The organism is Methanoculleus caldifontis, from assembly GCF_032842345.1.
In the GTDB taxonomy this organism is placed as follows: domain Archaea; phylum Halobacteriota; class Methanomicrobia; order Methanomicrobiales; family Methanoculleaceae; genus Methanoculleus; species Methanoculleus caldifontis.
The window spans coordinates 1,522,880-1,536,502 of sequence record NZ_WBKO01000001.1 but is presented as its reverse complement, the minus strand read 5'-3'; the positions used below and the strand labels follow the sequence as shown (position 1 = coordinate 1,536,502).

General features: G+C 64.1%; 11 protein-coding genes. 7 read left to right on the top strand and 4 right to left on the bottom strand.

All coding sequences use genetic code 11. The features are described 5' to 3' along the window. The first annotated feature begins 28 nt into the window (after nucleotides 1-28). Nucleotides 29-2,644, top strand: a complete 2,616-nt coding sequence (locus F8E02_RS07715) for an ATP-dependent helicase (RefSeq protein ID WP_317064910.1) — start codon at nucleotides 29-31, stop codon at nucleotides 2,642-2,644. Further along, nucleotides 2,641-3,357 (top strand): metallophosphoesterase, encoded by a 717-nt coding sequence (locus F8E02_RS07710; RefSeq protein WP_317064909.1) that lies wholly within the window; start codon nucleotides 2,641-2,643, stop codon nucleotides 3,355-3,357. The genes F8E02_RS07715 and F8E02_RS07710 overlap by 4 nt, the downstream gene beginning before the upstream one ends. A gap of 362 nt (nucleotides 3,358-3,719) precedes the next feature. On the opposite strand, the gene F8E02_RS07705 is transcribed toward F8E02_RS07710, so the two are convergent. Next, on the bottom strand, nucleotides 3,720-4,007 hold the full coding sequence (locus F8E02_RS07705; RefSeq protein WP_317064908.1) for a putative quinol monooxygenase: 288 nt from the start codon (nucleotides 4,005-4,007) through the stop codon (nucleotides 3,720-3,722). A gap of 116 nt (nucleotides 4,008-4,123) precedes the next feature. On the opposite strand from F8E02_RS07705, the gene F8E02_RS07700 reads away from it, so the two are divergent. Next, nucleotides 4,124-4,336, top strand: coding sequence for a DUF3784 domain-containing protein (locus F8E02_RS07700; RefSeq protein ID WP_317064907.1), 213 nt, complete (start codon nucleotides 4,124-4,126; stop codon nucleotides 4,334-4,336). Nucleotides 4,337-4,913: 577 nt separating this feature from the next. Here F8E02_RS07700 and F8E02_RS07695 read toward each other — a convergent pair. Continuing rightward, complete coding sequence (locus F8E02_RS07695; RefSeq protein ID WP_317064906.1) at nucleotides 4,914-5,492, bottom strand: hypothetical protein; 579 nt, start codon at nucleotides 5,490-5,492, stop codon at nucleotides 4,914-4,916. Nucleotides 5,493-5,632: 140 nt separating this feature from the next. Here F8E02_RS07695 and F8E02_RS07690 point away from each other — a divergent pair, with 140 nt between their 5' ends. Next, nucleotides 5,633-6,787, top strand: a complete 1,155-nt coding sequence (locus tag F8E02_RS07690; RefSeq protein WP_317064905.1) for a PQQ-dependent sugar dehydrogenase — start codon at nucleotides 5,633-5,635, stop codon at nucleotides 6,785-6,787. Here the strand turns inward: F8E02_RS07690 and F8E02_RS07685 are convergent. Beyond that, complete coding sequence (locus F8E02_RS07685) at nucleotides 6,768-7,367, bottom strand: DUF2179 domain-containing protein (protein ID WP_317064904.1); 600 nt, start codon at nucleotides 7,365-7,367, stop codon at nucleotides 6,768-6,770. The genes F8E02_RS07690 and F8E02_RS07685 overlap by 20 nt on opposite strands. Nucleotides 7,368-7,534: 167 nt before the next feature. Continuing rightward, a complete protein-coding gene (locus F8E02_RS07680; RefSeq protein ID WP_317064903.1) occupies nucleotides 7,535-7,846 on the bottom strand; it encodes a ferritin family protein in 312 nt (103 codons plus the stop codon). 38 nt (nucleotides 7,847-7,884) lie between these two features. Between F8E02_RS07680 and F8E02_RS07675 the strand changes: the two genes are divergently transcribed. The 3 genes from F8E02_RS07675 to F8E02_RS07665 all read left to right on the top strand — a co-directional run bounded on the left by F8E02_RS07675 (nucleotide 7,885) and on the right by F8E02_RS07665 (nucleotide 13,607). Then, nucleotides 7,885-8,130 carry a hypothetical protein gene (locus F8E02_RS07675; protein WP_317064902.1) on the top strand — a complete coding sequence of 82 codons (246 nt, stop codon included), beginning with the start codon at nucleotides 7,885-7,887 and terminating at the stop codon, nucleotides 8,128-8,130. Between the two features lie 122 nt (nucleotides 8,131-8,252). Then, nucleotides 8,253-12,446 (top strand): right-handed parallel beta-helix repeat-containing protein, encoded by a 4,194-nt coding sequence (locus tag F8E02_RS07670; protein WP_317064901.1) that lies wholly within the window; start codon nucleotides 8,253-8,255, stop codon nucleotides 12,444-12,446. Nucleotides 12,447-12,479: 33 nt separating this feature from the next. Then, nucleotides 12,480-13,607: a hypothetical protein gene (locus F8E02_RS07665; RefSeq protein WP_317064900.1), complete on the top strand. Its 1,128-nt coding sequence runs from the start codon at nucleotides 12,480-12,482 to the stop codon at nucleotides 13,605-13,607. Nucleotides 13,608-13,623: the final 16 nt, after the last annotated feature.

The window sequence follows — 13,623 nt, the reverse complement described above, 5'->3', positions numbered from 1 at the left end:
CCGGAGCGACAACAGCGAGTGACGGAAGATGGCGGGGCAGGAAGGGTGCCAGGACGGGGAGATCCTCGATCTCCTCGACGAGAACGTACGGGAATGGTGCATGCAGAGGCTTGGAGGACGGTTCACGCCGCCGCAGAAGATGGCGGTTCCACTCATCCACGATGGAAGGAATGTCCTCATCTGCTCGCCGACGGGGTCGGGGAAGACCCTCGCGGCGTTCCTCGCGATCATCGACGATCTCTTCGTCCGGGCACGGAACGGCGGGCTTGAAGACAGCGTCTACTGCCTCTACATCTCCCCGCTCAAGTCGCTCGCAAACGACATCCACAAAAATCTCAGCCTGCCGCTCGAGGGGATTGAGGAGATCGCCCGCGAGCGGGGGGTCCCCCACACCCCGGTCCGGCACGCCATCCGGCACGGGGACGTCTCGCGGGCCGAGAAGGCAAAGATGGCGCGAAAACCCCCGCACATCCTCAACATCACCCCCGAGACCCTCGGAATCCTCCTGAACTCCCCGAAGTTCCGCGAGAGCCTCCGGACGGTCAGGTGGGTCGTCGTCGACGAGATCCACTCCCTCGCGGGCTCAAAACGCGGGGTCCACCTCTCGGTGAGCCTCGAGCGCCTCGAGGACCTGGTGAAGGAGGCCGGCGGCGGCTTTACCCGGATCGGGTGCTCGGCGACGATCGAGCCCCTCGACGAGGTCGGCCGGTTCCTGGTCGGCGCCGGGCGCGAGGTCGAGATCGTCGATACCCGGTTTGCCCGGGAGTTCGACCTCTCCCTCATCTGCCCGGTCCCCGACCTCATCGAGACGAACCCCGAGGACCTCGCCGCGAGCCTGTACGCGACGGTCCACGGCCTCATCCAGGAGCACCGGAACACTCTCGTCTTCACGAACACCCGGAACGGCGCCGAGCGGATCCTCCAGAACCTCCGGGTCCGCTACCCGGCGTCATACACCGAGGAGAACACCGGGTGCCACCACGGCTCGATGGGGGCAGAAGGAAGGCTCCTCGTGGAGGAACGGCTCAAGACCGGCGCCGTGAAGGTGGTGACGACATCGACCTCGCTCGAACTCGGCGTCGATATGCCCCACGTCGACCTCGTCCTCCAGGTCGGGTCGCCGAAGTCCGTGGCGGCGCTCCTCCAGCGGGTCGGGCGGGCCGGCCACCGTCTCGGCGAGGTGGTGAAAGGAAGGATCGTCGTCCTCGACCGCGACGAGCTCGTGGAGTGTGCCGTGATGCTCCGGGAGGGGCAGAACGGGTTCGTGGACCGGATCCACATCCCGGAGAACTGTCTCGACGTCCTCTCCCAGCACGTCCTCGGGATGGCGCTCGAGGGGGAGCAGCGGGTCGAAGGGATGCTCGAGGTCTTCCGCCGGTCCTACTGCTACCGGAACCTCGAGGAGGAGGACCTCGCAAGCGTCGTCCGTTACCTCGCCGGGGAGTATGCGGGGCTCGAGGAGCGGAAGGTCTACGCGAAGGTCTGGCACGACCCGGAGACCGGGACGGTCCGGAGGCGGGGGAAGAACGCCCGGATGATCTACTTCTTAAACTCCGGCACCATCCCCGACGAGTTCTCCTGCGACGTCCTGACCCGGGACGGGGCTTTTGCCGGCAGCCTGGATGAGAAGTATCTCGAACGGATGAACAAGGGCGACGTCTTCGCCCTCGGCGGGCAGCGCTACCGGTTCGCCTACCGCCGGGGCGGGAAACTCTACGTCGACAAGACGAACGACCGGCCGACGATCCCGAGCTGGTTCTCGGAGAAACTCCCGCTCTCGTTCGACCTCGGCCTCCACGTCCTCGCGTTCAAGGAGAGGATGCTCGAAGCGATGGAGACCGCGGGGACGGAGGAACTCGTCGAGCGCCTCCTTGCCGACTACCCGGTCGACGAGAACAGCGCCCGGAGCATCTGCGCCATCTTCGAGCAGCAGGTCCTCTACATGGGGGGGGAGGCCGTCCCGACGCCGGGCCGGATCGTCGTCGAGGAGCAGGTCGACCGGGAGAGCCGGCGCCGGCTCTACTTCTTCATGACCAACTACGGGCTCCGGTTCAACGACGGGTTCTCCCGGATCGTCGCCTATATGATTGCCCGGGACGTGACAGCAAACGTCTCGGTCGGGATCAGCGACACCGGGTTCTCGGTCTCGATACCGCTCGAGAAACGAGCCGATCCCGCCCGGATCCTCCGGAGCATCCGGGCCGATGAGTGCCGTGCGATCCTGGAAGAGGCCATCGGGGAGACCCAGCTCTTAAAGAGAGTCTTTCGGATCAACGCGGCCCGGTCGTTCATGATCCTCCGAAACTATATGGGCAGGAGGAGGAGCGCCCGGCGCCAGCAGGTGAGCGCCGATATGCTGATCAAGTTTGCAAAACAACTCCCGAACTTCGCCGTGATGCGGGAGACCTACCGCGAGGTGATCGACGACCGGTTCGAGGCGGAGAACATCCGGCGGATCGCCGACGGGATCGGCGCAGGCGAGATCGAGGTCGCCCTGACCCGTGCGGCGTCCCCAAGCCCGCTCGCGTTCGGGATCGCGACGCTCGGCGTCTCGGACGCGGTCTACGCCCAGGACAGACTCACGATGCTCCGCGAGTTCCAGCGCCGCGTGATGAGCAGCATCGAGGGCGGGGCGGCGGCATGAGCGCGGTCGCCGAGGCCGACCTCCTCTGCCGGTTCGGCTTCTACAAGGGCGCGCTCTTCGTCCGCGACCAATCCCTCTGCGTCGTCTCCGACGTCCACATCGGGCTTGCGGAGGCGCTCCGGCGGGAGGGGCTCCACTTCCCGCTCCACGAGGAGGAGACGCTGCTTGAGCGGTTCGAGGCGATTCTCGGCCGGTTCAACCCGGCGGTCTTCGTCCTCGACGGCGACATCTTCCACGCCTTCGACCGGGTGAGCCGGGCCACGAAGGAGACGTTTGAGACGATCCTCTCAAGGCTCCGACGGGAGTGCGAGGTGGTCCTGATCAGGGGGTCGCACGACACCATGCTCCCCGCTATCGCGGGAGGGACAGTCGAGCGCTACGACCGCGGCGGCTACACGGTGGTCCACGGCGACAAGGCGGTCGATGAGCACGGGACGCTCGTCATCGGCCACGACCACCCGGCGATCGAGATCGATCTGGCCCGATTCCCCTGCTTCCTCTATGGCGAGAGCGCCGTCCGGGGCAAAGACCTCGTCGTGATGCCGGCGTTCAACCCGCTCTCCCCCGGCGTCGTGATCAACTACGCGAAGGGCCGCGACTTCCTCTCCCCCATCCTCCGCCGCGTCGATGCGGGCGCCCTCCAGCCCGTGGTGGAGGTCGACGGCGAGGTGGTGGTCCTCCCGCCGCTCGCGGGGATCCGGCGGTTCGCATGAATCATGGACGGCGATTCCGGCTCACGCGGGGTGGGACGTTCCATCAGGAGCGGAGCATGAGCACCGCCAGGTGCGAGGTGCGGCGGTTCGTTAGAGCCGGAGATCGAGAAGACCGAAGGACTTCAAGTCGATGTAGTCTCGCGCGAAGGCGCGAAGGCGCGAAGTTCGGCAGGTGGGCGTACAACTCTCTTCGCACCTGCGGTGCTCATGCTCCGGACGCCCCGTCCATCGCACCTCATACCTGACGGCACTCATCTCCGCTTGCGCTCGCCCTTCGCGCTCTTCACGGCTTCGCGTGAGATCAGTCTATGTCCCGCCTTCGCGTGAGGCGTCAGTACAAAAAGGAGAACTCGTTTTTGTTCTCAGACAACTCTCCGGTACAGGCCGATATCGAGCGGGCCGGCAAACAGGGGCCCCGCCCTCTCCCCGAAGCCCTTGAAGTGCGGGGTCCCATTGTGGGCGTCGATCGCGGCCCGGTCCTTCCAGGCCTCGATGAACGTGAACTTCGCGGGGTTTGCGAGGTCCGCATAGAGGTCGTAGGAGACGTTCCCCTCCTCGCCCCGGCTTGCATCGACGAGGTCGAGGGCGATCTTCATGAACTCATCGATCTTTTCCGGCTTAACCGTGCATTTCGCAACAATGGTTATCATATGGCTTTTCCCCGCGCTCGCAATATCGCTGGAGAGACTATAAACCTGTGCACCCGGTCCGGAAAATACCGGAACGGTATAGCGCCGGAGACTCAAACCGGATCCCCGGGCAGACCATGTGGATTGCAAATCTCATCGGCGGAGCGGTCATGCTTCTTGTCGGGATCGTCGTCAAGGTCTTCAACGCGAGCAGCCTCGTTGCGGGCTACAACACCGCGTCCGCAGAGGAACGGGCGAAGTACGACGAAAGAGCACTGACGAAATTCGTGGGCGATTTCCTGATCGCTGCTTCCGTTGTCCTGCTCGCCGGGGGGGGCTGCTACCCGTAGTTCTCGGCGCACCGGAGGTTGTGGCCGGCATATCGTGGCTCGTCTTCGCGGCGATCGTCATCGGGGGCGTCGTCTACATGAATACCGGCGACCGTTTCCGACGGTGAGGAACGAGCGCCCGCTCCGCACCTCAGGCACAGTACTTGGCCAATTCTGGCACCAGGCAATGAGCGATACGGCTCGTGCGGCGCCGCAAAGTGTGAGCGTAAGCGAGTTCGAGCACCGTCAGGTGCGAAGTGCGACTTTCCCGAAGGGAAAGGAGTTCAAGAAGACCGGAGTCTGCGAAGTGCGACTGTCGGAACGACAGGAGCATGAGTGCCGTCAGGTGCGAAGAGGAGTTGGTAGCACCCGGACCCGGACTTCGCGTTCTTCGCGGCTTCGCGTGAGGTAATGGTGGGGAAGGAATGAAATCTCACGCGAAGGCGCGAAGGCGCGAAGGCCGCGAAGAGCGAGCGAGCGAAGCGAGCTTGAGCACCGAAGGTACGAAGTGCGACGTTCTGTAGGAACAGGGCTTGAGAAGCCGTCAAGCTTCGAAGAAAGTCGGTGGTTTGACCTCCGGTCAGCTTCCTCGAAAATTTTAGCGAAGTACCGACGCAGGTCCCGCGAGACTCGCTCTCTTCTCCGCGTAATCCGGGTACCGGGCCGAGAAGACCGCGCCGCCGACGATCGGGAGCCAGATACAGATATCCGTGACGACCCCGAGCGCCCCGGGGTAGAGGACGTAGAGGACCTCGCTCGTGAGCCCGACGACGAACATCAGGCCCCAGAAGACCGTCAGCTGCCGGTTCAGCCTGAGGAAGAAGGGGTCGGTCCACTCCTCCTCGGAGACCTCGCGCCGTGCGTACTGCTCGGTGAACGGGGCCCCTGCAAGGAGGCTCCCCACCGTGACGAGGAGGAGAACCCCGTTCGAGGCGACGCCGAGGAGCGGGACGATCTCGAACAGGCCGATGACCAGCACGAGGACGGAGACGACCGCAAAGAATAGCGTCGTCGTCCAGGCGATGATGAACCGGTCCCTGAGGTCGCGGTAGCCGACGAGGAGGGAGGCGGCGAGCGATGCGAGGAGGGTGATCTCGAACGGCACCGGGGTGTAGACGACAAGGGCGGCGAAGATGAGCCAGGGAGAGAAGGATACGAGAAGGTCGAGCGTCTTCATGGGGGCAACAGATCCTGTATTGAGAGTTTCCCGGCGGCCTGATGAATTTTTTGAAACGAGCCCGGAGACGATACACCCCCGGCCCCCGGGAGTAACGCCTATATACGCTCCCGCCCTCCGGAATCCCGGAGATGACCTTCATGTCACGCAGAACCGTTATCATCCTCGTCGCCGTCGCGGTGCTCGCCCTCCTCGGCGTCGTCGTTGCCGTCATGCTGCCGCAGGGAGGCGCCGCCGGCCCTCTGCCGCTCGATACGATCACCCTGCCTGCGGGGTTCGAGATCGACGTCTACGCCGGGAACGTCACCGGGGCGCGATCGCTCGCGCTCTCACCGAACGGGACGCTCTTCGTCGGGACCCGCGGCGCCGGGAACGTCTACGCCATCCCCGACCGCGACGGCGACGGGAAGGGAGACGAGGTGATCCTCATCGCCAGCGGCCTGAACTCTCCGAACGGGGTCGCGTTCCGGAACGGCTCGCTCTACGTCGCCGAAATCAGCCGCATCCTCCGCTACGACGATATCGAGGCGAACCTGGAGGACCCGCCCGAGCCGGCGGTCGTGAGCGACGCCTTCCCCGGTGATGCTGCGCACGGCTGGAAGTTCATCGCCTTCGGCCCCGACGGGAAGCTCTACGTCCCGGTGGGCGCGCCCTGCAACGTCTGCGACCCCGAAGACGAGCGGTTCGCCGCGATCCACCGGATGAACCCCGACGGGACCGAACTCGAGGTCTACGCCCGGGGCGTCCGGAACACGGTCGGGTTCGACTGGCATCCCGAGACCGGCGAACTCTGGTTCACCGACAACGGCCGCGACTGGCTCGGTGAAGACGTCCCGCCCGACGAACTGAACCGGGCACCGGAGGCAGGGATGCACTTTGGGTTCCCCTACTGTCACGGCCGGTCGATCGCCGACCCGCAGTTCGGGACGGAGCGGTCGTGCGAAGAGTTCACGCCCCCCGAGCAGGAGCTCGGCCCGCACGTCGCCGCGCTCGGGATGCGGTTCTATGACGGCGAGCAGTTCCCGGAGGAGTACGCGAACAGGATCTTCATCGCCGAGCATGGTTCCTGGAACAGGCTCGAGCCGATCGGCTACCGGGTGATGATGGTCGCGCTCGAGAACGGCACACCCGCCTCCTACGAGGTCTTCGCCGAGGGCTGGCTCCAGGGGCGGGACGCGTGGGGAAGGCCCGTGGACGTCGAGGTCGCCGGCGACGGCTCGCTCCTGGTCTCCGACGACCGGGCAAACGCCGTCTACCGGATAACCTACGCGGGGGTCACTTCCCCTTCCGCATGACCCTGCCGAGATGGAACGGGGTCAGGCCCGGCGAGATGACCGGGAACGTCCCCTCCGCCGCCCGCCGGACGTCCTCTATCGAGTAGAACGCCTTGGGGTTGAATTCGTGGATGGCGTCCTCCACGTCCTTGATGTTCTTCCTCTTGACCACCGAGAAGATGACCTTGCCCGGCCCCTGCTTCCCCTGGGCGTCGAGGACCGTCACCCCATAGCCCGCGGCCCGGAGATAGTCGATGAGGTTCGTCGCGTCGCGCTGGGTGATGATCCGGATGAGCGCAAGCCCCATCGCGAGTTTCTCCTCGACAAGCATCCCGACGTAGTTCCCGGTGGCGAACCCGGCCGCGTAGGCAAAATAATTGAGCGGGTTCGTGAGGTTCTGGAAGATCTGACCGACGGCGACGATCCAGATGAAGACCTCGAAGAACCCGAGAACCGGGGCGATCATCTTCATCCCCCGCGATACGAAGATGATCCGCATCGTCCCGATGGTGACGTCGCAGATACGCGCAAGGAAGATGAATGCCGGGACGATGACCAGGGAGAAGACCCCCGGATCGATACCCGGGACGATGCCGAGCATAGATCAGGATTGATGAGCGGGAAATATAATTCTATCCATATGTAAATATTTGCCGGGGATCAAAAATCCCTGAAATTTCGTTATATCGGATATAGTTGGAAAATTATAGAAGATCGGGTAGGAGCGGGAAGCAGATCCTCCTGCCGGGCGCGGCGCTCGCAGGGCGCCTACTCCTTCGCCCGGAGTTTCTCGATCTCCTCCTCGACCTCCTCCGCACCCTTCTCGTAAAACTCCTTCTCCTGGGGGTCCAGTTCGATGAGCAGGCGGTAGAACTCGCCCGCATGCACCTTCTCCTCGTCCGCGATGTCCCGCAAGACCTCGCGCGCGAGTTCGTTGTCGGTGGCGTCGGCCATCTGGTTATAGAGCTGGATGGCCTCGAACTCGGCGGCGATCGTGTAGCGGATGGCGCGGATGAGTTCGTTGTGGCTCATCGCCCGGTCGATGTTGTTTCCGGAAAACGGGTGGGCAAATTCAGGCATGCGATTAACCTCACGAAAATTGCCCGGCACACGTAAGGATGCCGGCGATCAAGCGGTTTGCCGTGATAGGATATATGCCGGTCGATTTTGCCCGCGGCGATGTGAAAGTGGGGTCGGCCGTCGCAGAGGCCCTGCGCGTCATGTCGCCAGACATGAACTGGGAGGTGGGAAGATCCCTCCACCAGGCAACGACGAGAGAGATTTTTTTCAATATTATCCCGATAATATGCAATACTATCCACCAAAGAGCATCGTCAGGGTTTGGATATTTTCCATATGCCTAAATACTATTCCACGAAAGCTACGTCTGAACCCAAAAACACAGGTGATGAGAATGGATAACAGCCGGGTGAAGGGAACTCGCCCGATTATGCTTCTTTTTGCGCTGGCAGTGCTTATTTGCGCGATGCTGATAGCACCGGCAGCTGCAGATACCCTGCCCGACAGGGTCTACGTGAACGCATCGTATAACGAAGAGACGCCCGACTACGGGTACCTGAACTTCTCGGCCATCCAGGAAGCCGTCGACAAAGTCGCGGACGGCGGCGAGGTGTGGGTCTACAACGGGACGTACAATGAGCCGGTCGTGATCGACAGAAGCATGACCGTCACGACCGTCTCGCACCTGGTATGCCCCGGCCTAGACGGAGTGACCATCGACGCCATGGGTGAGCCGGTAGGCATCGAGATCAACGCAGACGATGTCTCGATTTACGGGTTTGAGGTCGTGAACGCCTCCGCCGTCGGGATCAACGCCCACAACGCCAAGGCGGTCACCATCGAGTACAACTCGGTCGCGGTCCTCAACGACACCTACGAACTCACCTGCGGCATCTACATCGAGGGTGGCGAGGGAGTCTGCATCGGCAACAACGAGGTGCTTGTCATAGGGAGCAGCGGACAGGGCGGCATCATGGTCGAAGGCGTCACCGAAGCCTGTATCCACGACAACCACGTCGTAGCGGTCTCGCGGCACACGACCGGCGAGGTCGTCGGGCTTGAGGCCAACGAGGTCATCACCGCCTTCGTGCCGGATGAGGAACTCCTCTTCACCGCAGTGGAGAATAACCCGGTGCTGGAACCCAACGGAATCCTGATCGTAGATAGCACCTCCGTCCTCGTCGAGAGCAACCGGGTTGTCTCCGTGGGTGCCTGCATCCCGGACGAGCAGGACCCGCACTACGCGGCCGTGGACGCCTGGGGTATCAGGTCCGGCAACTCGGAGAACCTGAAGGTCCTGGAGAACGACGTCACGGTCGTCGGTGTTGCAGCCGACGCCGCCCGGACGGTCGGCATCCTGGGAACCGGGAACCTCGCGCTCATCCAGGGCAACACGATCGAGATCTACACCGAGTCCATGGTCGTCCAGCCGGTAGGTATCGTGCTCGACCGGGCATATAAGGGACGGGTCCTCGATAACGAGATCGAGATGGAGGCCGAGTGCCTCGGCACGGCCGGAGAAGAGTGGACGGAGTCCGCCGGTATCGTTGCCGTCGAATCTTACAAGGCCCAGGTCCTCGGAAACGACATCCACTACACGCTCCTCGCCGCCGGACCGGGCAACCTTGCCATGGCGGAGATCGAAGGCATCGACATCGTCAGGTGCGACGAGCCCCGGGTGAGCGAGAACATCGTCATCGTTATGTCCGAGATCGCCAAATTACCGACCGGCGACGAGGAACCCGTGGAGGGTGAAGCGTCCGCCACCCTGGCGTTCAGCAGCGTTACGGGTATCGACGTCGAGATGAGCGACGAGCCCGAGATCCTCGATAACGTCGTGCACGCCTTCGGCGCCACCATAGCCTATGGTGGGGCAACTGCAGACGAACCCCTCGCGGCTGCCTTGAGCCAGCTCGACCTGACAGGCATCTGGGTCTGGGGCGACTGTGACGAACTCGTCGCGAGCCCCGTAGTCCACGACAACGTGGTCGTGGTCCTGGCGCAGGACGTAGCGATCGCCGGCGTGAACCCCTACTATGAGGAGGTAGAGGCCGCTATCGCCGACAACAGCGATCTTGCGGCCCGCTATGCCGCCATGATGCAGGACAGGGAGGAAGGATCTTCCGCCGCGGCATGCCTCTCGTCATACCTCACCGACGCTGAAGGTCTCCCCGTCGTCGCAGAGGGCGTCCTTGATTTCAGACCGAGCATCGTAGAGGTTTCCCTCGTCCAGGCCCGTGTCGCAACGGCCGGCATCGTCCTCGAAGACGTCGTGGACCCGACGGTCTGCCACAACTACGTGCCGGTGTACCAGAACATCATCGTCTATGCAGTCGGGGAGTCGCAGCCCGGGAATGTCGGGCTCTTCGCGAGCACCCTGCCGGTAGGGCTTATCGAGCAGATCGTCACGGGAGAGCAGATGCAGCAGGCTACCCTGCTCAGCCTCATCGACGAGAACGACAGCGAGTGGCAGAACCTTCCCGAAGCGGACAGAACGGCAATCATCGGCGCCGTCCTCTCCGGCGATGAGGACGTCCTTGCCGCCTACGCAGAGAACGAGAGCCTCTTTGCCGCCGACTCCGACGTGGCGGACGCACTCCTCGAATACCGGGCGCTCCTTCTGGACGGGAACACGTTCGAGTTCCTGAACGCGACCAGGCTTGCAGCCACGGTCCCGTACTCGACGAGTTACGGTCTCCTCTTCTACGACGCCGAAGGTGACCTGGAGATCCACGGAAACGAGTTCAAGATCGAGACCACAGCCCTCAGCATTGCAGTCGCCGAGAGCGACTCCGAGGTGCCCGATGCCGCGGCAGGGTCCGCCGGCCTTGTTGCGGCCTTCGGTATCGCCGGATATGGCGACAGCATCGATATTGAGGAGAACTGCATCCACGTAACCACCCAGGGTACATTCCTGAACTACGCCGTTGGAGGCGACAACGAGACCGCCGACGCGGCGGCAGGGTCCGCACACCTCCTCCTCGCGGTGGGAGTCCTTGCAAACGCAGACAACGAAGCGATCCTGAACAACGACGTCACCGTCACGCAGGGCAGCTCGAGCATCGCCGAGGCCGTCAACCGGGTAAAGGATCAGGCGGCCCTGAGCGTTGCCGCTACGGCGGGCGTGGGCGTCGGTATCATCCTCGATGCGGATGAAGTCTTTGATCCCGAGACCTACGAGCCCGCTCCCCCCGAGCCGAGCGAGTGGTTCGCGGACGCTATCGAGGGCAACACCGTCATTGTCACGAACGATATCGATGTCATCTCGATCGCCGAGGTGCTGCTCGCCGGACCCCTCGACGGGTCGTCCAGCGCGCTCGCCGGCGCGGTAGGAGCCGCAGCGAGTTTCGGTATCGTCGCACCCGAGGCGGTCATAGCGGATAACGTCGTCACGGCAACCGCGAGCCAGAGCAGCATCGCAACAGCGGCCGTCAGAGAAGCACCTTTCCTCGCCGTGCAGGCAGCGGAGATCAACCTCCCCGGCGCCGGGGCCGCGAACCTGGGAGTCGCCGTCTCCGGGGGTATTCTGACCCTGCGCTCGTACGTCGTGGACAACGACGTCTTTACCACAGCGAACTCCGAGGGAGTCGTTGAGGCGGTGACGGAGGAACTCCTCGAGGACGCCGTCGCCTTCGCCGGTATCGGGGTGGTCAACGTCGGTATCGTGAGCCTGAGCCCCTCCTTCATCGACGGGAATACCGTGGACGGAGAGGTATTCGGACTCATGCTCGGCACGGTCGGGGGCGACCGGGTGGACACAGGGATCCTTGTCCTGGCCCTGGACCTCGGCATCCTCTCGCGGGGAAGCGACGCGACGTTCAACAACATCTACAACGGCTACGTCGGGCTCCCCTACTACTACGAAGGCGAGGAGTACGAGCCCTACGCCTTCTACAACTGGTGGGGCGACGCGAGCGGCCCGTCGGGCTTCGGCCCCGGCACGGGAAGCCCGGTCCTCGGCACCAACTACGAGCCCTGGCTGACGAGACCGGCGGACGTCGTTCTCGAGACCAAAAAATCCTACTTCGGCCTTGAGATCGGGTCGCCCAACATCGGCGGCGACGGCTACCGCGACGGCCTCGAACCGGGCTGGAACACCCTCTCGTTCCCGCTCGCGCTCGAGAACAACACCTGGCAGGCGGTCACCCACGCCGGCAACGGCCTCGACTACGCGATAGCCTACTCCTGGGACGCTATCAGCCAGCGGTGGGTCCAGGTGACCGATAACACCCGGATCAACCCGCTCGATGCGGTCTACATCAAGATGAACGACTACGACCGCCTCCCTGTCGCGATCAGCCCGGAGATCACGAACCCGCCGGTGAAGACGCTCCGGGCCGGGTGGAACCTGGTCGGCCCGGCGTACGACCTGAAAAACGGTCAGACGGGCGGGACCTACCTCTGGTGGGGAGAGCCCTACGGGACCTCGGTCAAGAAGGCGCTCACCTCCGTCGAGAAGACGCCGGGAGGCCTGACCGGCTACACCGTCGTCGTTTCCCCGCCGATCAACTCCGAAGCCTGGGTCTACACGCCGGGTGACGCGACGGAGCCTGATATGGACGCGACCCGCGGCTACTGGGTCTACATGAAGAACCCCGACATCCTTGCCGGGTTCTCCTCGACCCCCCTCCCCATGCCCGTATGGGCCTGGGACCTCTGAGGAGGGTCCCCAAACCTATTTTGAGGAACAACCATGAAGCGAAGACCAGCACCACGAATTACAGCCACCCTCATCCTCCTCATCACAGTCAGCCTCCTCGCCGTCCCCGTACTTGCGGACGACAGTAACCCGTCGACGTCCCCCCACGCCTTTTACGGGCGGGTCTATAACGTAGACGGCTCGAACGCCCCGGCAGGCTCGATCGTCGTTGCATCGGTCGCGGGGAACCCCGCGGGAACGATCACCGTGACCCAGGCCGGGCAGTACGGGACCGATTACGAGGGCGGCGCCAAACTCATTGTCTGGACTCCAACCCTGTACCCGGGCGACACCATCGCCTTCTACATCAATGGAATCGAGGCAAAGGAGTCGGCAGTCTACGAGAGCGGCGGCATCACGAACCTGACGCTCACCGCGAGCGCGGCCCCCCCCACGCCGACGCCGTCTCCGACAGGTGGTGGCGGAGGTGGCGGAGGATCGCACGGGTCCTCCCCGACCTCCGCCCCGACCTCTGCCCCCACCCCGGTAGCGACAGTCGGGCAGGCGTCTCTCCCCCTCTCGGAGACCGGTAAAGTCAGCGAATCGGTGACGGTCCAGACCGGCGACGGCGTCGGCTCCCTGACCGTCGGCGAGGGGACGCTTGCCCGCGACGAAAACGGCGCCCCGCTCGGCGAAGTAACCGTAGCGCGTGCCGAGGCCGCCGGGCTGCCCCCGAACCCCCCGGGGACGGCGATCGGCTTCGCCCTCAACTGCGGACCGGCCGGCGCCACCTTCGACCCACCGGTCACCCTCACCTATACGCTCTCCGAGGAGGAGTGGGAAGGGATCGATGACCCTGCCGCCACTCTGAAGGTGATGTGGTACAACCCCGGGACCGGCGAGTGGCAGGAGGTCCCCGCAACCGTGGACCCGGCAACCCGGACGGTGACGGCGCAGGTCTCGCACTTCAGTATCTATGCCCTGACGTGGGCCGCCAAACTACCGGCGGAGGCAGCCACTCCGGCAGTGACCGGAGCGCCGGGAGTCACCGCCGGTGCAGAAGTCACGCAGGGTGAACCGGGGCAGGCAGCCACCGGGGACCTCCCGATGGCCGCCATCGCCATGGTCCTCGGGACCATCGCCGTCATCGCAGCGGGATTCCTGCTGCTCCGGCGGCGCTGACACCCGCCCTTTTTTT